20 protein-coding genes are annotated in these 19,753 nt (G+C 60.6%); 17 read left to right on the top strand and 3 right to left on the bottom strand.

Translation table 11 applies throughout. From position 1 onward, the window contains the following. The first annotated feature begins 165 nt into the window (after nucleotides 1-165). The 7 genes from hemP to J5278_RS06730 all read left to right on the top strand — a co-directional run bounded on the left by hemP (nucleotide 166) and on the right by J5278_RS06730 (nucleotide 5,168). On the top strand, nucleotides 166-336 hold the full coding sequence (gene hemP, locus J5278_RS06760; protein ID WP_209184426.1) for a hemin uptake protein HemP: 171 nt from the start codon (nucleotides 166-168) through the stop codon (nucleotides 334-336). Between the two features lie 11 nt (nucleotides 337-347). Continuing rightward, nucleotides 348-1,406 carry a hemin-degrading factor gene (locus J5278_RS06755; RefSeq protein ID WP_209184427.1) on the top strand — a complete coding sequence of 353 codons (1,059 nt, stop codon included), beginning with the start codon at nucleotides 348-350 and terminating at the stop codon, nucleotides 1,404-1,406. 10 nt (nucleotides 1,407-1,416) lie between these two features. Beyond that, nucleotides 1,417-2,343, top strand: coding sequence for a hemin ABC transporter substrate-binding protein (locus J5278_RS06750; RefSeq protein ID WP_209184428.1), 927 nt, complete (start codon nucleotides 1,417-1,419; stop codon nucleotides 2,341-2,343). Between the two features lie 3 nt (nucleotides 2,344-2,346). Beyond that, nucleotides 2,347-3,471 (top strand): iron ABC transporter permease, encoded by a 1,125-nt coding sequence (locus tag J5278_RS06745; protein ID WP_209184429.1) that lies wholly within the window; start codon nucleotides 2,347-2,349, stop codon nucleotides 3,469-3,471. A gap of 9 nt (nucleotides 3,472-3,480) precedes the next feature. Then, nucleotides 3,481-4,281, top strand: coding sequence for a heme ABC transporter ATP-binding protein (locus J5278_RS06740; protein ID WP_209187529.1), 801 nt, complete (start codon nucleotides 3,481-3,483; stop codon nucleotides 4,279-4,281). Nucleotides 4,282-4,412: 131 nt separating this feature from the next. Beyond that, nucleotides 4,413-4,757 (top strand): YqjD family protein, encoded by a 345-nt coding sequence (locus J5278_RS06735; protein ID WP_209184431.1) that lies wholly within the window; start codon nucleotides 4,413-4,415, stop codon nucleotides 4,755-4,757. Nucleotides 4,758-4,766: 9 nt separating this feature from the next. Next, on the top strand, nucleotides 4,767-5,168 hold the full coding sequence (locus J5278_RS06730; RefSeq protein WP_209184432.1) for a hypothetical protein: 402 nt from the start codon (nucleotides 4,767-4,769) through the stop codon (nucleotides 5,166-5,168). Nucleotides 5,169-5,272: 104 nt separating this feature from the next. Here the strand turns inward: J5278_RS06730 and J5278_RS06725 are convergent, their stop codons facing one another. Then, a complete protein-coding gene (locus J5278_RS06725) occupies nucleotides 5,273-5,827 on the bottom strand; it encodes an RNA polymerase sigma factor (protein WP_111222568.1) in 555 nt (184 codons plus the stop codon). A gap of 4 nt (nucleotides 5,828-5,831) precedes the next feature. Beyond that, complete coding sequence (locus J5278_RS06720; protein WP_209184433.1) at nucleotides 5,832-6,041, bottom strand: NepR family anti-sigma factor; 210 nt, start codon at nucleotides 6,039-6,041, stop codon at nucleotides 5,832-5,834. 249 nt (nucleotides 6,042-6,290) lie between these two features. On the opposite strand from J5278_RS06720, the gene J5278_RS06715 reads away from it, so the two are divergent. From J5278_RS06715 to J5278_RS06690, 6 genes are all read left to right on the top strand, one after another. Next, entirely contained in the window at nucleotides 6,291-7,085 is a 795-nt protein-coding gene (locus J5278_RS06715; RefSeq protein WP_142823471.1) for a response regulator, read from the top strand. A gap of 201 nt (nucleotides 7,086-7,286) precedes the next feature. Next, nucleotides 7,287-8,240 (top strand): sensor histidine kinase, encoded by a 954-nt coding sequence (locus J5278_RS06710; RefSeq protein WP_142823619.1) that lies wholly within the window; start codon nucleotides 7,287-7,289, stop codon nucleotides 8,238-8,240. Nucleotides 8,241-8,686: 446 nt separating this feature from the next. Then, a complete protein-coding gene (locus tag J5278_RS06705) occupies nucleotides 8,687-10,048 on the top strand; it encodes an NAD(P)-dependent oxidoreductase (RefSeq protein WP_209184434.1) in 1,362 nt (453 codons plus the stop codon). A gap of 14 nt (nucleotides 10,049-10,062) precedes the next feature. After that, nucleotides 10,063-11,376, top strand: coding sequence for an NAD-dependent dihydropyrimidine dehydrogenase subunit PreA (gene preA, locus J5278_RS06700; RefSeq protein ID WP_209184435.1), 1,314 nt, complete (start codon nucleotides 10,063-10,065; stop codon nucleotides 11,374-11,376). A gap of 253 nt (nucleotides 11,377-11,629) precedes the next feature. Further along, nucleotides 11,630-12,169 carry a biliverdin-producing heme oxygenase gene (locus tag J5278_RS06695; protein ID WP_209184436.1) on the top strand — a complete coding sequence of 180 codons (540 nt, stop codon included), beginning with the start codon at nucleotides 11,630-11,632 and terminating at the stop codon, nucleotides 12,167-12,169. Next, on the top strand, nucleotides 12,166-14,736 hold the full coding sequence (locus J5278_RS06690) for an HWE histidine kinase domain-containing protein (RefSeq protein WP_209184437.1): 2,571 nt from the start codon (nucleotides 12,166-12,168) through the stop codon (nucleotides 14,734-14,736). The genes J5278_RS06695 and J5278_RS06690 overlap by 4 nt, the downstream gene beginning before the upstream one ends. 10 nt (nucleotides 14,737-14,746) lie before the next feature. Here J5278_RS06690 and J5278_RS06685 read toward each other — a convergent pair whose 3' ends face one another. Continuing rightward, on the bottom strand, nucleotides 14,747-15,397 hold the full coding sequence (locus J5278_RS06685; RefSeq protein WP_209184438.1) for a TetR family transcriptional regulator C-terminal domain-containing protein: 651 nt from the start codon (nucleotides 15,395-15,397) through the stop codon (nucleotides 14,747-14,749). Between the two features lie 298 nt (nucleotides 15,398-15,695). Between J5278_RS06685 and J5278_RS06680 the strand changes: the two genes are divergently transcribed. The 4 genes from J5278_RS06680 to J5278_RS06665 all read left to right on the top strand — a co-directional run bounded on the left by J5278_RS06680 (nucleotide 15,696) and on the right by J5278_RS06665 (nucleotide 19,752). Beyond that, nucleotides 15,696-16,949, top strand: a complete 1,254-nt coding sequence (locus J5278_RS06680; RefSeq protein ID WP_209184439.1) for a Zn-dependent hydrolase — start codon at nucleotides 15,696-15,698, stop codon at nucleotides 16,947-16,949. A 162-nt stretch (nucleotides 16,950-17,111) separates the two neighbouring features. Beyond that, complete coding sequence (hydA, locus tag J5278_RS06675) at nucleotides 17,112-18,566, top strand: dihydropyrimidinase (protein ID WP_209184440.1); 1,455 nt, start codon at nucleotides 17,112-17,114, stop codon at nucleotides 18,564-18,566. A gap of 2 nt (nucleotides 18,567-18,568) precedes the next feature. Continuing rightward, nucleotides 18,569-18,946 (top strand): hypothetical protein, encoded by a 378-nt coding sequence (locus J5278_RS06670; protein WP_209184441.1) that lies wholly within the window; start codon nucleotides 18,569-18,571, stop codon nucleotides 18,944-18,946. Further along, nucleotides 18,937-19,752, top strand: coding sequence for an ABC transporter ATP-binding protein (locus J5278_RS06665; protein WP_209184442.1), 816 nt, complete (start codon nucleotides 18,937-18,939; stop codon nucleotides 19,750-19,752). The genes J5278_RS06670 and J5278_RS06665 overlap by 10 nt, the downstream gene beginning before the upstream one ends. Nucleotide 19,753 lies beyond the last annotated feature (1 nt).

Raw genomic sequence — 19,753 nt, 5'->3', positions numbered from 1 at the left:
CACCGGTTCAGGGCGGCAACGACCATGAGGTGCGTCGCCTGCAAATTTAAACTTGACTCAGTTAGTATCCTATTGCGTCTTTAGAAAACCATGACTATGAGAGTCAAGATAAAACTCCGGGTAGACCGGCCCGATCCCATGATTTTGCAGGCAAAAACGAGCCAGATGATTGCTGATAAGACGCCAGCGACCCCGCCGCCGCATGCGGTGCAGACGGTCAGGACGATCGAGAGCGCGGAGATCTTTCGCGGTCAGAACGAGATCGTCATTCGGCATGAAGATTTCACCTACCGACTGAAAATCACCCGACAGGGCAAACTGATACTCAACAAATAGGGCATTTGACGATGACGACCCCAACCCGACCAAGCCCCGCCGAAATCCGCAGCTTCCGCGCCGAAAACCCGAAGATGCGCGAACGCGATATCGCAGCCCGTCTCGGCATCTCCGAGGCCGCCCTCGTGGCTGCCGAAGTAGGCCTCACGGCCATCCGTATCGACGCCAGCGCCAATCGCTTTCTGGAGCATGTGGAAAGTCTCGGCGAAGTGCTCGCCCTGTCGCGCAACGAAAGCGCCGTGCACGAAAAGATCGGCATCTACGAGAACATCAAGTCTGGCAAGCATTCCGCCATCGTCCTGGGGGAAAACATCGACCTCCGGATTTTCCCGTCACGCTGGGTGCACGGCTTTGCAGTCACCAAGACCGGCGGCGATGACATCAGGCTGAGCCTGCAGTTCTTCGACAAGGCCGGCAGCGCTGTCCACAAGGTTCACCTGCGCCCCGCCTCCGATGTTGCCGCCTATCATGCGATGGTGGCGGCACTGCGTATCGAGGACCAGTCCCAGGAACTCGTCGAGGACATGTCCGGCTATGACAAGGGCAGCGTCGACGGCGAGGTCACGCGTGACGAATTGCGCGACCATTGGGGCCAGATGAGGGATACCCACGAGTTCATCGGCCTGCTGAAGAAGCTGAAGATCGGTCGCCAGTCGGCGCTCCGGACTGTCGGCGACGATTATGCCTGGAAGCTCGACGGCAGCGCCGTCGAAACCATGCTGGAGGCCGCCGCCGCAGATGGCCTGCCCATCATGTGCTTCGTCGGCAATGACGGCATCATCCAGATCCATTCCGGCCCAGTCGCCAGCATCAAGACGATGGGACCGTGGATCAACGTGATGGACCCCACCTTCCATCTCCATCTACGCCTGGACCACATCGCCGAGGCATGGGCGGTGCGCAAGCCGACCGCCGATGGCCATGTCAGCTCGCTCGAAGCCTATGGCGCCGATGGCGAGATGATCATTCAGTTCTTCGGCAAGCGCAAGGAAGGCTCCGACGAGCGCCCTGAATGGCGGAAGATCATCGAGGCCTTGCCGAAAATGGCAGCCGAAAGCGTTGCAGCCTGAGGATACGACGATGAAGTCCATTCGGAATTTGTACCGGATCAAGGCCTGGCAGGCAGCCCTCACCCTCAGCGTCATGCTGATGCCGACGATCCCCGGAGCGACGGCATTCTACCACGTCGCCGGTCAGGCCCGTGCGGAGGAGGCGCGCAAGCTGGACACATCGCGGCTCGTGTCGATCGGCGGCGACATCACCGAAATCGTCTATGCGCTTGGCGAGGAACATCGGCTGATCGCCCGCGATTCGACCAGCGTCTATCCGGAAGCCGCCACGAAACTGCCGGATGTTGGCTACATGCGGGCGCTATCGCCGGAGGGCATACTGGCTGTCAATCCGACTGCCATCATCGCCGTCGAGGGATCCGGCCCGCCGGAGGCCGTCGCAGTGTTGCGCAATGCCAGCCTGCCATTCGAAACCGTGCCGCAGGGCTACGACCGGGACGGCATCCTGAAGAAGATCGCCGCCGTCGGCACCCTTCTCGGCGTTCCCGACAAGGCCCGCGCGCTGGATGACAAGGTCGCCGCCGATCTCGACGCCGCCATCGCGGCATCGGACAAGCGGCCGGCCACCGAGCGTAAGCGCGTCCTGTTCATCCTCAATGCGCAGGGCGGCAAGATCATGGCATCCGGCACCGGGACCGCCGCCGACGGCATCATCACGCTCGCCGGCGCCATCAATGCGGTCGGCGTCTTTCCCGGCTACAAGCCGCTGACCGACGAGGCGATCATCGAGGCCAAGCCCGACGTGATCCTGATCATGAACGGCGGCGGCGGACACGCTTTGAGCGACGAGGACCTGCTGAAGCAGCCGGCCCTCGCCCTGACGCCTGCAGCCGAACACAAGGCAATCGTCCACATGGACGGGCTGCACCTTCTCGGTTTCGGGCCGAGGACTGCCAGCGCGATCCGCGACCTCAACCGCGCAATTTACGGAGGCTGAGCCATGGCGATCAGCGATACCGCCGGACACTCGCTCGGGATCGCGGCCAGGAGCCGCGATTGCCTCGCCCGTTATCGTGCCGGCGATCGGTCGCAGATCGCCGTCGTGGTCATCGGCACGCTGACCGCGCTTGCTGTTTTCGCCCTGCTGTTCTCGATCACGACCGGCGCATCCGATGCCTCCGCATTCGATGTGGTCCACGATCTCTTTCGCGGGACCGGAGCCGCCACCGCGCTCAGCATGCGCGACCACATCATCGTCTTCGACATCCGCCTGCCCCGTGCCATCCTCGGCTTCCTGATCGGCGCCTCCCTCGCCGTTTCCGGCGCCATCATGCAGGGCCTGTTTCGCAATCCGCTGGCAGACCCCGGCCTAGTCGGCGTGTCCTCCGGCGCAAGCTTCGGCGCGGTGGTGATGATCGTTCTCGGTGGCACGCTGGCAGCCCCGATCTACGCAGTGCTTGGCATCTACGCCCTGCCGCTCGCAGCCTTTGCCGGAGGCCTCGTGACCACCCTGCTTCTCTACCGCATTGCCACACGGGACGGCCAGACATCCGTTGCAACCATGCTGCTCGCCGGCATCGCGCTTGGCGCGCTGGCGATGGCGGCCACCGGCGTGCTTGTCTACATGGCCGACGACAGGCAACTGCGCGACCTCACCTTCTGGAGCATGGGCTCGCTGGCAGGCGCCACCTGGACGAAAATCGCTGCCGCCGCGCCAATCATCGTCCTCTCGCTTCTCGCCATCCCGGTGATCGCCAGGGGGCTCAATGCGATTACGCTGGGAGAAGCCGCAGCCTTCCACATGGGCGTGCCGGTGCAGCGGCTGAAGACGGTCGCCATCCTCGTCGTTGCTGCGGCAACCGGCGCATCCGTCGCCGTCAGCGGCGGTATCGGCTTCGTCGGCATCGTCGTACCGCATGCCCTGCGCATGGTGATCGGCCCCGACCATCGCTACCTGCTGCCAGCCTCGGCACTGCTCGGCGGAACCTTGCTGATTTTCGCCGACGTGCTCGCCCGCACCATCGTCTCGCCGGCGGAAATGCCGATCGGCATCATCACCGCAGCCGTTGGCGGTCCTTTCTTCCTGTGGATCCTGCTGCGCAATCGCACCCGGCTCAGCCTGTAAGGACAATAAGTGATCGACGTTTCCAACCTCTCCGTCCGGCTTGCGGGCAAATCCGTGGTCGATGGCGTGAGCTTCACCGCCCGCCCCGGCCAGCTGACGGCAATCTGCGGGCCGAACGGCTCCGGCAAGACGACGGTGATGAAAGCGATCTCCGGCGAGCTTGCCTATGGCGGCTCGATCCGGCTTGGCGAGCACGAGGTCAAGACGATGAAGCCTTGGGCGCTCGCACTCTCCAGAGGCGTCCTGCCGCAGGCGAGCACTCTCTCCTTCCCCTTCTCGGTGCGCGAAATCGTCCTGATGGGCCTTACCGCAGGCGCCAACAGCAAGCCGCAACACGCGGAGAGGATCGCCATGGAGGCTCTCCGCGCCGTCGATCTCGCTGGTTTCGAGGGGAGGCTCTATGAGCAACTGTCCGGCGGTGAGCAGCAGCGTGTGCAGTTTGCCCGCGTGCTCTGCCAGATCCCGCAGCCTGTCGTCGACGGCAAGCCCTGCTGGCTGCTGCTCGACGAACCCGTGTCCAGTCTCGATATCAGCCACCAGCTGGCGATAATGCAGCTGTCGCGCGCCTTCTGTGCGGCCGGAGGCGGCGTCATTGCGATCATGCACGATCTCAATCTGACGGCCCTGTTTGCCGACCAGATCGTCCTTCTGAAGGCAGGTCGGCTGGCCGCCACCGGTGCCGTTTCATCCGTTCTCAGCGACGAAAACCTGCATGCGGTGTTCGGCTGCGAGCTCCGCGTCAACCGTGTACCTGACAAGGCGATCCCGTTTGTTCTGCCACACAGCGTGTTCGCCGAAGCAGGCGCCTGAGATGGAACTTTTCCACCGTCGTCGCGTTCAGTTGTCAACGACATAGGTCAATGCCGACGGCTCAGTTTTGCCGTTGGTAGTGGCCTCCCACAAAGAGACGCATTGGCGCGTTGACAATAAGGAGAACAAAAATGGCAAACTCCCTCCTCGATACCATCCGCAGCAAGCGTAACGGTGCTATGAGCGACATTGAAAACACCATCGAAAATCAGATGGACAACCTGCGCGGCGAGATCGCTGAGCTAACCAAGCTCATCAGCAAGAACGGCGCCAGCCAGAGCAAGCGCATCCGTGCGCAGGCCGAATCCGGTTACGAGGACCTGCTTGCCCGCAGCGAAGACCTGATGCACCAGCTGCAGGATGGCTACGCTCGCAGCGCCAAGGAAGTCCGCGCCACTGTACGCGCGCATCCGACGACCTCGATCGGCGCAGTTGCAGCCATCGGCCTGTTGTTTGTCTTGCTCGCACGCCGCTAAGGAGCATCAATGCTGGGTCCCATCCTTGGCTTGCTGCTATCGGGCTCCGTGAAGAACACCGTTGCGCGTACCAAGCGCAACGGTATTTTCATTGCTATTGCAGCAGTCTTCATCCTCACAACATACGTGTTCGGCCTGTCTGCCCTGGCGCTCTGGCTTGGCACGATCTACGGCCCGCTCCACGCGTCGTTGATCATAGGTGGCGGCTGCCTGCTGATCGCAGTTGCCATCCTCATCGTTATGGCTAGCATCAACGCCCAGGAAGCTCGCCGGGCGCGCGAAAAGCGGCTGGCTGCGCAATCCATGGCCACGGTCGGCCTCGGACTGTTGCGCTCGCAGCCCATGCTTGCTGCAGCGGTTGCCGGCGCGTTTCTGCTCAGCACCGTGATGGGCTCGCGCGACGACGACTGAGCGATCTCGCTCAAGCAATCCCGCTAAGCCAATAAAAAACCCGCCGCACCTTAACGTGCGGCGGGTTTTTTTGTTAGACGTCGAAGCTGAAAACAGTCAGTTGATTAAAAGGCGAACGCCCTTGACGTTAGCGGCGAGGATGTTGCATCCGGGCCGAAGTCTGCCTCACCTGTGATCTGCAACAGTTCCTGCAGACGTTGGCGGGCACGATTGACGCGGCTCTTGATCGTGCCGACTGCGCATTCGCAGATTTCTGCAGCTTCTTCGTACGAGAAGCCCGAAGCGCCGACCAGGATGATTGCTTCACGCTGGTCAGCAGGAAGTTGCTCGAGCGCCTTGCGGAAGTCCTGAAGATCGAGGGCGCCGTACTGCGACGGATGGGTCGCCATCGATTCCGTGAACAGACCATCGCTGTCCTGGATTTCCCGGCCGCTCTTGCGCATCTGGCTGTAAAGCTCGTTGCGCAGGATCGTGAAGAGCCAAGCCTTCATGTTGGTGCCCATTTCGAAGTGGTCCTGCTTGGCCCACGCCTTCATGATGGTGTCCTGGACGAGATCGTCAGCGCGGTCGTGGCGACCGATGAGCGATATCGCAAATGCACGCAGGCTTGGCAGCGCAGACAGCATCTCGCGTTTGAAACTTGGTTGCACTTTATCCATGAGCCTACTCCCGCTCGGCCGACTTTGCGGACGCCATTTCGACCTGGTCGAGTTTCTCAAGCAAATCGAGGAAGCGGTTCGGGATGGCTTCGTCCTGTGCAGCGGCATAAAGGCTGCGGAGACGGCTGCCTATCTGGCTGTTTGGATCGAGGAGGTCCGCAACTCTAACATCGGGCCTTGGCTGTTCCGTGTCTTCCTGATGGGACGCTGTCATATATATTTCACTCTCGGACGTGTTGGCGTTAGGCTTGTTTCCGGGTGACACCGGAAACGCGGATTAGGGATGTCAAGGACCGCATTTACGTTGTCATCGAGGCTGGACATGCTAGATCCAATATCACGTGGACGCATAATGCATGCAGCGAAAAAAAGTTCCAGCACCTCGGAACATTTCTGGTTGCCGCCGGTTATAATCCTATTAAAGACGGTTAAACATGCCACGGCTACTGACGGGAGCTATTTTATGACACTTTCCACTCGAATTGCTCCGCATCTCCCCTACTTGCGTCGCTATTCCCGGGCACTTACAGGCACTCAGACCTCCGGCGACGCCTATGTAGCAGCCGTTCTGGAAGCCATTATTGCCGATATCTCCATCTTTCCGGACACTTCGAACGATCGCGTCGCGCTCTACAAGCTTTTCACCACCCTGTTCGGTTCGAGCTCGGTCCAGGTTCCGGAACCGACTTCGCCTTACGCCTGGGAGAAGCGTGCCTCTGCAAACCTTTCGAAGGTTTCGCCGGTAGCCCGGCAGGCCTTCATCCTGGCATCCGTCGAGAATTTCCGCATGCCTGAGATCGCCGAAATTCTTGGCCTCGACGAAGCCGAAACGGCTCGCCTGCTTGACAGGGCGTCTACCGAGATCTCCCGTCAGGTAGCAACCGACATCATGATCATCGAGGATGAGCCGCTCATCGCCATGGACATCGAGCAGATGGTCGAGAGTCTCGGCCACCGCGTGACCGGCATTGCCCGTACCCACGCCGAAGCCGTTGCACTCTACAATGCGACAAAGCCGAGCATGGTTCTTGCCGACATCCAGTTGGCAGACGGCAGCTCTGGTATCGATGCGGTCAACGACATTCTGAAAAACGCCAGCGTGCCGGTCATTTTCATCACCGCCTTCCCGGAACGTCTGCTGACAGGCGAACGCCCCGAACCGACATTCCTGGTGACGAAGCCGTTCAACCCGGACATGGTGAAGGCACTGATCAGCCAAGCGCTGTTCTTCAACGAATCGACGAAAGTCGCGGCCTGACATTCGATCCACGGAACAATAGAAAAGTGAAAGCGTTCCGTCAGCCCGGAGCGCTTTTACAAAACGACTTGCGATTTGGCTGATGTGCCCGCCTAGTCGGACACCCCGGGTTTCAATCCGGTTAGGCGAAGGAAAGGCATCTTGGTGAATAACGTTGATCCATCGTCCAGCTCACCGCTCGGGTTCGAGGGTAAGGCTGCTATGATGGAACGCGCACTCGGAAGTGCGGGCGTTTCGATAATCTATCAGGACGCCTGTCTTCTGGTATCCTATTTCGAGAACCTTCCCGAACATCTGACCGGCATCGCAGCCCTCGGAATTGACGATATCGCGTTGTTCGGCGAGAAGGATGGAAATCACATCCTGGGCCTGAAGCGCGACGTGCTCAGCAGCGGCAAACAGGCCAAGGCGGAAATCTCGATTCCCTCTGCAGAGGGCATAAAGATCTATGAAATCAAGATGGAACGGACCGATGGTGCCAGCCACGGCATCCTTTCCGTGATCTTCGAGGTGACTGAAAGCCGTCATCGCGAAAAGGTCCTGAAATCGCTTCTGCGCGAGCTGTCGCATCGCTCCAAGAACCTGCTTGCCATTATCCAGGGTATCGCCACCCAGACAGCGCGCAACACCCTGTCGCTCGATAACTTCCTGATCAAGTTCCGGGGACGCCTGCAATCGCTGTCGAACTCGCAGGACCTCATCACCGATTCCAGCTGGCGCGGCGCCTACCTGTTCGAGCTCGCCCAGAAGCAGTTTGCCCCCTACTGGCCGGATGCGAGCATTCCCGTTCCGATCCACGGCATCAACGCCCACCTGACGCCGAACGCCGCCGTCCATCTCGGCCTGGCATTGCACGAGCTGATCGTCAATTCCGCCACCCATGGCGCCATCGCCGCTGGCACGACCAGCATCACGCTGGACTGTCAGGCCGTCGAATGGGAAGGCAAGCAGGCCGTCGAAATCGTCTGGTCGGAAACGATCGTGACACCTGGCGCCGCCAATGATTTTGAAGACAACAGTTTCAGCAAGACGGTGCTGGAGCGCGTCGTACCGACGTCGATGAACGGCCGCGCCAAGCTCGGCGTCAGCCCCGAGCATCTCGACTACCGCTTGACGATTCCGGAAACGGAATACGAGATCCTGAAGCAATCCTGATCTCACAGACGCCCCAGAAATAATGCATTTGAAGACGCAGAAAATCAGCCGTTGCGAGGGCGCGCAACGGCTGATTTATGACTCACCGGGAGGGGGACCGTGAGTAGACGTCCGACGACGCTTTGAAGGGGCGCGCACCTGGGTGGGTGCATTCATCATCAGGACACACTTATAACTGTCCAGCGTACCGCTGGTTCCACCGTATTCGAAATAATTCGCTCTTCTGGACAGGAACCGGCTCGGCGCGTCTGCCGTGCAGGACCCGACAGCCGCATGCGGGGAATGGAGAGCGGAGAGCTCTCTAAACATAAGTCAATAAAAACAGATACCTAGAGAATAAATCCCTTCGCTCGGCCGGATTAAAATCTCCAAAAATTTACCGTTTGATAAATTTTTTTTCCTGAGTTAGCTTTTACGCACTGGCCGTTGATAAGAGGGAACTTAAAATGGGACGACTGGAAGCTGGGATTAAAAGTGGCCGACTGACCGCGGCGGAATACGGTCGAAACTTTTCCGACCTGCATCCGCGGCTCGGCGACCACGAGGCGCTCGTCGAATCCGATCGCTGTTATTTCTGTTACGATGCACCGTGCATGACGGCCTGTCCTACCTCGATCGACATCCCATTGTTCATTCGCCAGATCTCGACCGGGAACCCTATCGGCTCTGCAAAAACGATCTTCGACCAGAATATCCTGGGCGGCATGTGCGCCCGCGTCTGTCCCACCGAGCAGCTCTGCGAGGACGTCTGCGTCCGCAACACGGCCGAGGAACGACCAGTGGCGATCGGCCGCCTGCAGCGCTACGCGACGGATGCGGCGATGGCGGCTCAAAAACAGTTCTATACGCGCGCCGAGCCGACCGGCAAAACCATCGCCGTGGTCGGTGCCGGCCCCGCCGGTCTCGCCTGCGCCCATCGGCTTGCCGTCAATGGCCACGCCGTCGTCATCTTCGATGCCCGTGAAAAGGCTGGCGGCCTCAACGAATACGGCATCGCCACCTATAAGGCCGTCGATGATTTTGCCCAGCAGGAAGTCGATTACGTCCTGTCGATCGGCGGCATAGAAGTCCGCAACGGCCAGATGCTCGGCCGCGATTTCACGCTCGGCGAACTCAGCGCCAAATACGACGCCGTCTTCCTCGGCCTCGGCCTTACCGGCGTCAATGCCTTGAGGGCTGAAGGCGAGGATCTCGAAGGCGTGGCGGACGCTATTTCCTATATTTCGGACCTCCGCCAGATTGCCGACAAGGCGGATATCGCTATCGGCCGCCGTGTCGTCGTCATCGGCGGCGGCATGACGGCAATCGATGTTGCCGTACAGGCCAAGCTGCTCGGTGCCGAAGAGGTGACGATCTGCTACCGTCGGGGCAAGGAACACATGAACGCCTCAGAGTGGGAGCAGGACCTGGCCGCCTCGAAGGGCGTCATGATCCGCCATTGGCTGGCACCGAAGCGCATCATCGAAAAGGATGGCAAGGTAGCCGGCATCGAGGTTGAATATACCGAGCTTCGCGATGGCCGCCTCACCGGCACCGGCGATACCGGCGTCATCGCTGCCGACCAGATTTTCAAGGCCATAGGCCAGACGCTTGTGGCGTCCGGCATCGACACGCTGCAGATGGAAGCCGGACGCATTGCCACCGACGCTGACGGAAAAACCTCGGTCGACGGCATCTGGGCCGGCGGCGACTGCATTGTCGGAGGAGACGACCTGACGGTGTCAGCCGTGGCACAGGGCCGCGACGCTGCCGAATCCATCAACCGCACGCTGGCTGCCGTCGCGCACCCCGCCGCTGCCGTCGCCTAAGGGGAGAGTGAACAATGGCTGATCTGCGCAATAATTTCGTCGGCATCAAATCTCCCAACCCCTTCTGGCTGGCCTCGGCGCCACCGACGGACAAAGCCTACAACGTCAACCGCGCCTTCGAAGCCGGCTGGGGCGGCGTCGTCTGGAAAACGCTCGGCGAGGACGGGCCACCGGTAGTCAACGTCAACGGACCGCGCTATGGCGCCATCTGGGGCGCCGACCGCCGTCTGCTCGGGCTTAACAACATCGAACTCATCACCGACCGCGACCTCCATACGAACCTGCGGGAGATGAAGGAGATCAAGATGAAATGGCCGGATCGGGCGCTGATCGCCTCGATCATGGTTCCCTGCGAGGAGCAGGCCTGGAAGGCGATATTGCCGCTGGTCGAGGAAACCGGCTCCGACGGCATCGAACTCAATTTCGGCTGTCCGCACGGCATGTCGGAGCGCGGCATGGGTGCTGCGGTCGGACAGGTGCCGGAATATATCGAGATGGTCGTTCGCTGGTGCAAGCAATACACGCGAATGCCGGTCATCACCAAGCTGACGCCGAATATAACCGATATCCGCAATCCCGCCCGCGCTGCCAAATCCGGCGGAACCGACGCGGTATCGCTGATCAACACCATCAACTCGATCGTTTCGGTGGATCTCGACAATTTCGCCCCGAACCCGACTGTCGGCGGCAAGGGCAGCCACGGCGGCTATTGCGGCCCCGCCGTCAAGCCGATCGCGCTCAACATGGTGGCTGAGATCGCCCGCGATCCGCAGACCCACGGCCTGCCGATTTCCGGCATCGGCGGCATTACCACATGGCGCGACGCCGCAGAATTTCTGGCTCTTGGCGCTGGCAACGTGCAGGTCTGCACCGCCGTCATGACCTACGGCTTCAAAATCGTACAGGAAATGATTACCGGCCTCTCCGACTGGATGGACGAAAAGGGTCACCGGACGCTCGACGATGTCATAGGCCGTGCTGTTCCGAATGTCTCCGACTGGCAGTATCTCAATCTCAACTACATCGCCAAGGCCAAGATCGATCAGGATGCCTGCATCAAATGCGGCCGCTGCTACATCGCCTGCGAGGACACCTCCCACCAGGCGATCACCAACATGGTCGATGGCATACGGCATTTCGAGGTCAAAAACGAGGAATGCGTTGGCTGCAATCTCTGCGTCAGCGTCTGTCCCGTCGAAAACTGCATCACCATGGAGGAACTCCCGGCTGGCGCTCTCGACACGCGAACCGGCAAGATTGTCGACCCGAACTACGCCAACTGGACGACGCATCCCAACAACCCGATGGCACGCCAGGCGGCCGAATAGGCCCCCGTCGTCAGTCAACTGTTACCGATCTTGGAACGGGCCCCACCACATCGTTTTACAACGTGGGGGCCCTTCCTGTATGGTCGACCCTCACGGGAATGCCAGGCCGATAATCGAGACAGGCCTTATACAATTGATAATTCCATGAAAAGTAACCGAAAACTCGGCTTTGACTGGATATAATCCAGCCCTCAGGTATACCGGGTTCTTGGTGCTCTCACTGGGCAGTAAATATGCTGTTCGGACCGACTGAATGACCTTTCGAAATGCCCTCCGTGCCGGCACTGCCGAGTACCATGATGTTGTCGACCATCTGTTTGGTCGCTTCGACATGACCGATCGCGTCCAATATACTGCATTTCTGGCAGGCCACGCGCGCGCCCTTCCGGCAACCGAGCAAGCTCTGGAGGCCGCCGGAATTGCCCGCATCTTCCCGGATTGGCCGGAGCGTCGCCGTAGCCATCTGTTGCGAGCCGACATGGCGACGCTGGAGCTGGTCATGCCCCCGCCTGTCACCTTGGCTGCCTTCTCCTCCGACGATGAAGTCTGGGGCGCAGCCTATGTCATCGAAGGTTCGAAACTGGGCGGCGCGATGCTTGCAAAGCGCGTACCGGAACATTTTCCCTCCGCATATCTCTCCTACCAGGGACCCAAAGGCGCCATGAAAGCGTTTATGGATAGGCTGGATGCGGCTGCACCCGTTGACAGGGAGCGCGCGATAGCGGCGGCTAGGTCTGTATTTGCCGCTTTCAGGGCCGCCGCCGAACTCGAACTGGAGAAATCCGCCTTTTGACCGATGAATTGCAGCGTATCGACCTAACCAATTGCGATCGTGAGCCGATCCACCAGCTCGGCACGATACAGCCGTTCGGCTTTCTCCTGGCATTGTCGTCCGATTGGTTGATTGCACGGGCCTCTGTCAATCTCGGCGAGTTCATCGGCGTGGAGCACGAGCAGATCCTGGGCCGGCCGCTGACGGAATTGTTTACCCCGGACGCTGTGCACACGCTGCGCAACCGGATGGCCGTGATCCGCGGGCAGGATACCGTCGAACGCCTGTTCGGCGTCGTGCTGCGTGAAGGTGGCGCACGCTTCGACATTGCGCTGCATATTTCGGATAGACAGATAATCATCGAGGCAGAGCCGTCGCCTGCGGCCGACGAAAGTGGGGCGATATCGATTCGCAGCATGACCGCGCGCCTCGACCAGACGGACACACAGCAGGCCTTCTTCCGCGAAGGCGCACGGCAGGCGCGCGCACTGACCGGCTTCGACCGCGTTATGATCTATCGTTTCGACGAGAGCGGCGCAGGCGAAGTCGTGGCGGAAGCGGCGCGATCGGGCATCGGCTCTTTTCTCGGATTGCACTATCCTGCCTCCGACATTCCAGTCCAGGCGCGTGCACTCTATCTCCGCAACCTGTTCAGGATCATCTCCGACGTCGATGCCGTTCCTGTGCCGATCGCACCGCAGCTGACCGAACATGGACAGCCGCTCGATCTTTCCATGTCGGTTCTGCGCTCGGTATCGCCGATCCATATCGAATATCTGAAGAACATGGGTGTGGAAGCATCGATGTCGATTTCGATCGTTGTCGAGGGTTCCCTGTGGGGCCTGTTTGCCTGCCATCACTACAGCCCTCGCCTGCCCTCGCTGGAACGACGCGCCAATGCCGAATTGCTCGGGCAGATGTTCGCCTCGCGCCTGGAAAGCCGCGAACGGCGGATTGCGCTTGAATACGAGCGCAAGGCTAAGCAGATCGGCGATCGCCTGCTGACATCGGTCGCCGGCAATACCAGCTTGCTCGATGACCCCGCTTGGCTGATCGACGCTCTCGCCGATGTCATTCCGGCAGACGGAGTGGGCGTCTGGATCGACGGGCGCATGGCTCTGAGCGGCGCCACCGTCTCCGAAGATCAGGTCGCCGAACTGACGTCGCTACTCAATCGAAATGCCGCAGGCAGGGTCTTCGCGACGGACAGCATTCGCAGCTGGTATCCGGACTGGGACGAGAGCACCCATGTCTGCGGCCTTCTGGCTATCCCGATTTCCCGCTCTCCCCGGGACTATGTCATCCTTTTTCGCCAGGAGATCATCCGCTCGGTACGCTGGGCAGGCGATCCTAACAAACCTGCCGAATATGGTCCGGGCGGTCCACGCCTTTCGCCGCGCAAGAGCTTCGAGAGCTGGTCGGAAATGGTGCGCGGCCACTCCCTCGCCTTCACCACCCCTCAACTGCGCGTCGCCGAGACAATCCGAGTGGCCCTGATCGAAGTGATCCTGCGCCTCTCCGAGGAAGCAAATGCGGAGCGGCGTGTTGCGAGCGAGCGTCAGGAACTGCTGATTGCCGAGCTCAACCACCGCGTCCGAAATATCCTCAGCCTGATCGGAGGGTTGATTCGTCACTCGAAATCCGCCGATCTTTCTGTCGACGGCTACATCGAGCAGCTTCAGGGACGCGTGCAATCGCTCGGCCGCGCCCACGACCAGCTGACCCAGGACCAATGGGCGCCGGCCTCGTTCAGGCAGTTGCTCGAAGCGGAAAGTGCCGCGTATCTCGGCAAGACCTCCGGCCGACTGGATATCAACGGCCAGGAGGTGCTGCTGGACCCGAAAGCCTTTACGACATCGTCGCTGGTCTTCCACGAACTCGTTACCAACAGCGTCAAGTACGGCAGCCTTTCGGCTGCGGGCGTCGTTGCGATCGACTGGGATCGGGATGCCGAGGGCAATCTGCGCATCCAGTGGCGTGAAAGCGGCGGCCCTGCCGTGACCACACCAACGCGCGTCGGCTTCGGATCGACGATCATCCGACGCTCGTTCATCTACGATCTGGACGGCGAGACCAGCATCCGCTTTGCCGAAGGCGGCCTGGAAGCCGATTTTGTCATTCCGGCGAAATTCGTGACCTTTGTCAGCGTCGCCGTCCTCACCGCTCCGCAGAAAGAAATGATCGACAGCCAGATTGCTTCCGCGCCGCTCGGCCAACAACCACTCGCCGGAATGTCAGTGTTGCTTGTGGAAGACAATCTGATCATTGCCATGAACGGTGAGGATATTCTGAAAAGCCTCGGCGCTGCCGAGGTCATCGCCGTCCCCAACGTGTCGCAGGCGCTCGCCGCCCTAGACCAGCAGCCGCTCCAGATGGCGCTGCTGGACGTCAATCTCGGCGTGGAGACGAGCTTTCCCATCGCCGACCGGCTAATAGGCATGAATATCCCGTTCGGCTTCGTGACCGGCTACGGAGACAGCATCCCACAGGGCGACACCTATGCGGAGATCCCCGTCCTGCAGAAGCCCTACACCTGGGAGAGCATCGAGGCATTTCTGGCAGTCGTCCTCAGGCCGCGCGACGAGTGAATGCCGGTGATTACGCCTTCTTCTGCGGGATCATCAGTCCGTTGACGAAAAGCTGCTCGAGATAACGGGCGGCATCCTCGAACCGGCCCTCGCCGGAGCTCCCCTGCCCGAGGACCGCGCGCACCTGGACGTCGAAGTCGGCATAGTGCTGCGTGGTCGACCATATCGAGAAAATCAAGTGATATGGGTCGCATTTGGCGATCTTGCCGGCCTTCGCCCAGGCGCGGATCACCGCCGCCTTCTCGTCGACAAGGCTCTTCAGCGGCCCCTTCAGCTCGTCCTCGACATGCGGTGCACCCTGCAGCATCTCGTTGGCAAACAGCCGGCTTTCGCGCGGAAAATCCCGGGCCATTTCCAGCTTGCGACGGATATAGCTGCGGATCTCGCTCTCGGGATTTCCTTCCGGATTGAAGACGCGCAGCGGTTCGAGCCAGGTGTACATAACGCGATCGATCAGGGCTCGGTGGATCGCCTCCTTGGTGCGGAAATAATAGAGCAGATTGGGCTTCGACATGCCGGCAACCTCGGCAATCTGGTCGATGGTGGAACCGCGAAAACCATGCATTGAAAAGACATCGAGGGCGGCCTCGAGAATGACCTCTTCCTTTACTTCCTGGATGCGGGTGCGGCGCTGCGTCTTCGCCGCTCTGGGGGTGGCCATGTCGATTTCGCTTCTCCTTGAAACCCGCGCAGTTGTCACTTCCGCCACGCGCCGGCGCCAAATCTGATCGTCCGGGTATCTGCCTGTATTTTGTCGCCGCTTTTCGCGATTTTCATCTTGAGCACCGGCGTGGAAGCTGTAATGTTTACCAATCGGTCAAATTATCGATGAGTTGCCATACAAAGGCAACCGTCGATTTTCCGGAGCAAGAAAAACAAAAAACGCTCCGCAGCAAGACCAAGGGAACGACCGGTCATGCCGCTCGCATGGCCGCGACAAAACGGGCGAGGATTATCATATGGTGGCCGCACCAGGCGAAAACATGCGTATCAATGGCGACCGCCTTTGGGATGCGCTGATGGATATGGCGAAGGTCGGACCAGGCATTGCCGGCGGCAACAACCGCCAGACGCTCACCGATTCCGATGGCGAAGGCCGCCATCTCTTCCAGCAATGGTGCGAAGCAGCCGGAATGACTGTCGGCGTCGACCGCATGGGCACAATGTTTGCCACCCGGCCCGGTACCGATCCCGACGCACTTCCGGTCTACGTCGGCTCGCATCTCGACACCCAGCCGACCGGCGGCAAGTACGACGGCGTTCTCGGCGTGTTGGCCGGTCTCGAAGTCGTGCGCACCATGAACGATCTCGGTATCAAGACAAAGCATCCAATCGTCGTCACCAACTGGGCCAATGAAGAGGGCGCCCGCTTTGCTCCGGCGATGCTGGCCTCTGGCGTCTTTGCCGGCATTCACGATCTCGACTACGCCTACAGCCGCAAGGATCCGGACGGAAAGACCTATGGCGACGAACTGAAGCGTATCGGCTGGCTCGGCGACGAGGAAGTCGGCGCCCGCAAGATGCACGCCTACTTCGAATACCATATCGAGCAAGGCCCCATCCTCGAAGCAGAAAACAAGGCGATCGGCGTCGTCACCCACTGTCAGGGCCTATGGTGGCTGGAGATCACGCTCACTGGCCGCGAAGCCCATACCGGCTCGACACCGATGGCGCTGCGCGTCAACGCCGGCCTTGCCATGTCAAGAATTATCGAGATGGTCCAGGCCGTGGCGATGGAGAACCAGCCGGGCGCTGTTGGTGGTGTCGGCCAGGTATTCTTCTCTCCCAACTCCCGCAATGTGCTGCCCGGCAAGGTCGTCTTCACAGTCGACATCCGGACGCCGGATCTAGCCAAACTCGACCGGATGCGCGAAAGGATCGAGACCGAGGCGGCAGGCATCGCCGAAGCCCTCGGCGTCGGCTGCTCTATCGAGGCCGTCGGCCATTTCGATCCGGTCACCTTCGATCCAACATTGGTGTCAGCGGTCCGCAACGCCGCCGAAAAGCTCGGCCTCAGCCACATGAACATCATCTCCGGCGCCGGCCACGACGCCTGCTGGGCCGCAAAGGTGGCCCCTGCCACGATGATCATGTGCCCCTGCGTCGGCGGCCTCAGCCACAACGAGGCGGAAGAGATTTCCAAGGAATGGGCGTCAGCCGGCGCCGACGTACTGTTCCACGCGGTGGTGGAGACGGCGGGGATCGTGGAGTAGACGATGCTGGTCACGTCGAGCGATAGCAAGGCTGCGGGGGCTGTGTCTTCTCCCTTCTCCCCTGCGGGGAGAAGGGGACGCATGCCGCACTCCCGGCGAGGCACGATCCTCTCTTAAGAAAACGTTTGAACACCGAAAATTTCACAATCGGGAACGAAAGCCATGAGCACAGTCATTAAGAACGGCACCGTTGTCACGGTCGACCTGACCTACAAGGCCGACGTCAAGATCGAGGACGGTGTGATTGTCGAGATCGGGCCAAACCTTTTGGGCAACGAAGTGCTCGACGCCACCGGCTGTTATGTCATGCCGGGCGGGATCGATCCGCATGTGCATCTCGAGATGCCGTTCATGGGCACCTACTCGGCCGACAATTTCGAAAGCGGCACGCGCGCAGCGCTTGCAGGTGGCACGACGATGGTCGTCGATTTCTGCCTGCCGGAGCCCGGCCAGTCGCTGCTCGATGCGCTAAACCGCTGGGACAACAAGTCCGCCAGCGCCAATTGCGACTATGCCTTCCACATGGCGGTGACCTGGTGGGGCGAGCAGGTCTTCAACGAGATGGAGACTGTCGTCAAGGACAAGGGCATCAACTCCTTCAAGCACTTCATGGCCTACAAGGGTGCCCTGATGGTCGACGACGACGAGATGTTCCACTCGTTCTCGCGCTGCGCCGAGCTTGGCGCCTTGCCGATGGTGCATGCCGAGAACGGCGATATCGTCGCCCAGATGCAGGCAAAGCTGATGGCGGCGGGTAACAATGGTCCCGAGGCCCACGCCTATTCCCGGCCTGCCGCTGTCGAGGGCGAAGCGACCAACCGCGCTATCATCATCGCCGATATGGCCGGCGCGCCGCTCTATGTCGTCCACACCTCCTGCGAGCAGGCACACGAGGCGATCCGCCGCGCCCGCCAGAATGGCATGCGCGTCTATGGCGAGCCGCTGATCCAGCACCTGACGCTCGACGAGACCGAATATTTCGACGAGGACTGGGACCACGCCGCCCGCCGCGTCATGTCGCCACCGTTCCGCTCGAAGCTGCATCAGGACAGCCTGTGGGCGGGTCTGCAGTCAGGCTCGCTGCAATGCGTCGCGACTGACCACTGTGCCTTCACCACCGAGCAGAAGCGCTTCGGCGTCGGCGACTTCACCAAGATCCCCAACGGCACGGGCGGCCTCGAAGACCGTCTGCCGATGCTGTGGACCCATGGCGTCGCCACTGGCCGCCTGACGATGAACGAGTTCGTCGCGGTCACCTCCACCAACATTGCCAAGATCCTGAACATGTATCCGAAGAAGGGCGCGATCCTAGTCGGTGCGGACGCCGATATCGTCGTCTGGGACCCCACGCGCGCCAAGACGATCTCGGCTGGAAACCAGCAGTCGGCCATCGACTACAACGTCTTCGAGGGCAAGCAGGTCATCGGACTGCCGCGCTATACGCTGACGCGCGGTGTCGTTGCCATCGAGGAGACGACGGTGAAGACCCAGGAAGGCCACGGCAAGTTTGTAAAGCGCGAACCCTTCGCCGCCGTCAACAAGGCCCTCTCCACCTGGAAAGACGTCGTCGCGCCCCGCAAGGTCCAGCGCACCGGCATCCCGGCAAGCGGGGTGTAACTGTGCGCGCCCGCCACCTTCTGGTCACCGCCATTCTGCTCGTCCCGACCTATGCCAACGCCGATGGCCTGGGACTGGCCATCGGCGGCAACTATGGCAGCAAGGAAGGATGCATCTATGCAAAGACCGGAGAATCGAGCGGCGCCGATACATTCCTGCTGCTGACGCCGGATGCCGTGACGACGTCCGTTTCTAGCTGCGAGTTCAAGAAGATCGTCAAGACCAGCAACGACAGGTTCACCGTCACTGCCGCGTGCCAGGCAGAAGGTGAAGACAGCGCTGGAGAAGAGAGAGTTGATATCATCCGTGTAGACAAGAGCAGTTACCGCATCCTTTTCGAGGACGGGACAAAATTGGGACCCGTGAAGAAATGTCGGTAATCGCATCCACGCCAGAACAGAAGATCGCGGCATCCGTCGTGTCTGCCCGAAATCTCTGTCTCACCTACCAGACGAGCGATGGTCCGGTGCATGCGCTGAGCAACGTCGATCTCGATGTCCGCAAGGGCGATTTCATCTCCTTCATCGGCCCTTCCGGCTGCGGCAAGACAACCTTTCTGCGCTGCATCGCCGATCTCGAAAAGAAGACCTCAGGTGAAATCGACGTCAACGGCATGACGCCTGAAGAGGCCCGCAAGGCGCGTGCCTATGGCTATGTCTTCCAGGCACCCGCTCTCTATCCGTGGCGTACCATCGAGAAGAATATCTCCCTGCCGCTGGAGATCATGGGCTACGCCAAGGACGAGCGCGACAAGCGCATCGCCCGGACGCTGGACCTCGTCAACCTCACAGGCTTCGAGAAGAAGCATCCCTGGCAACTGTCGGGCGGCATGCAGCAGCGCGCCTCGATCGCCCGGGCGCTCGCCTTTGACGCCGACCTCCTGCTGATGGACGAGCCTTTCGGCGCACTCGACGAGATCGTCCGTGATCATCTGAACGAGCAACTGCTGAAACTCTGGGCCCGCACCAACAAGACGATCTGCTTCGTCACCCACTCGATCCCCGAAGCGGTCTACCTGTCGACGAGGATCGTCGTGATGTCGCCGCGCCCCGGCCGGGTGACCGATATCATCGAATCGACGCTGCCGGCGGAGCGCCCTCTCGGCATCCGAGAAACGCCCGAATTCCTTGCCATCGCCCATCGCGTCCGCGAAGGCTTGCGCGCCGGCCACTCCTATGAGGAATAAG

Origin of the sequence: Rhizobium sp. B21/90 (assembly GCF_019355815.1) — a bacterium.
GTDB lineage: Bacteria > Pseudomonadota > Alphaproteobacteria > Rhizobiales > Rhizobiaceae > Rhizobium > Rhizobium rhododendri.
This window is presented reverse-complemented; position numbering and strand designations above follow the sequence as displayed.

What these genes read in the sequence shown, in the direction of transcription:
- hemP (WP_209184426.1), top strand. Translation starts at nt 166, where the DNA reads ATGATTGCTGATAAGACGCCAGCGACCCCGCCGCCGCATGCGGTGCAG.
- J5278_RS06755 (WP_209184427.1), top strand. Translation starts at nt 348, where the DNA reads ATGACGACCCCAACCCGACCAAGCCCCGCCGAAATCCGCAGCTTCCGC.
- J5278_RS06750 (WP_209184428.1), top strand. Translation starts at nt 1,417, where the DNA reads ATGAAGTCCATTCGGAATTTGTACCGGATCAAGGCCTGGCAGGCAGCC.
- J5278_RS06745 (WP_209184429.1), top strand. Translation starts at nt 2,347, where the DNA reads ATGGCGATCAGCGATACCGCCGGACACTCGCTCGGGATCGCGGCCAGG.
- J5278_RS06735 (WP_209184431.1), top strand. Translation starts at nt 4,413, where the DNA reads ATGGCAAACTCCCTCCTCGATACCATCCGCAGCAAGCGTAACGGTGCT.
- J5278_RS06730 (WP_209184432.1), top strand. Translation starts at nt 4,767, where the DNA reads ATGCTGGGTCCCATCCTTGGCTTGCTGCTATCGGGCTCCGTGAAGAAC.
- J5278_RS06725 (WP_111222568.1), bottom strand. Translation starts at nt 5,827, where the DNA reads ATGGATAAAGTGCAACCAAGTTTCAAACGCGAGATGCTGTCTGCGCTG.
- J5278_RS06720 (WP_209184433.1), bottom strand. Translation starts at nt 6,041, where the DNA reads ATGACAGCGTCCCATCAGGAAGACACGGAACAGCCAAGGCCCGATGTT.
- J5278_RS06715 (WP_142823471.1), top strand. Translation starts at nt 6,291, where the DNA reads ATGACACTTTCCACTCGAATTGCTCCGCATCTCCCCTACTTGCGTCGC.
- J5278_RS06710 (WP_142823619.1), top strand. Translation starts at nt 7,287, where the DNA reads ATGATGGAACGCGCACTCGGAAGTGCGGGCGTTTCGATAATCTATCAG.
- J5278_RS06705 (WP_209184434.1), top strand. Translation starts at nt 8,687, where the DNA reads ATGGGACGACTGGAAGCTGGGATTAAAAGTGGCCGACTGACCGCGGCG.
- preA (WP_209184435.1), top strand. Translation starts at nt 10,063, where the DNA reads ATGGCTGATCTGCGCAATAATTTCGTCGGCATCAAATCTCCCAACCCC.
- J5278_RS06695 (WP_209184436.1), top strand. Translation starts at nt 11,630, where the DNA reads ATGACCTTTCGAAATGCCCTCCGTGCCGGCACTGCCGAGTACCATGAT.
- J5278_RS06685 (WP_209184438.1), bottom strand. Translation starts at nt 15,397, where the DNA reads ATGGCCACCCCCAGAGCGGCGAAGACGCAGCGCCGCACCCGCATCCAG.
- J5278_RS06680 (WP_209184439.1), top strand. Translation starts at nt 15,696, where the DNA reads ATGGTGGCCGCACCAGGCGAAAACATGCGTATCAATGGCGACCGCCTT.
- hydA (WP_209184440.1), top strand. Translation starts at nt 17,112, where the DNA reads ATGAGCACAGTCATTAAGAACGGCACCGTTGTCACGGTCGACCTGACC.
- J5278_RS06665 (WP_209184442.1), top strand. Translation starts at nt 18,937, where the DNA reads ATGTCGGTAATCGCATCCACGCCAGAACAGAAGATCGCGGCATCCGTC.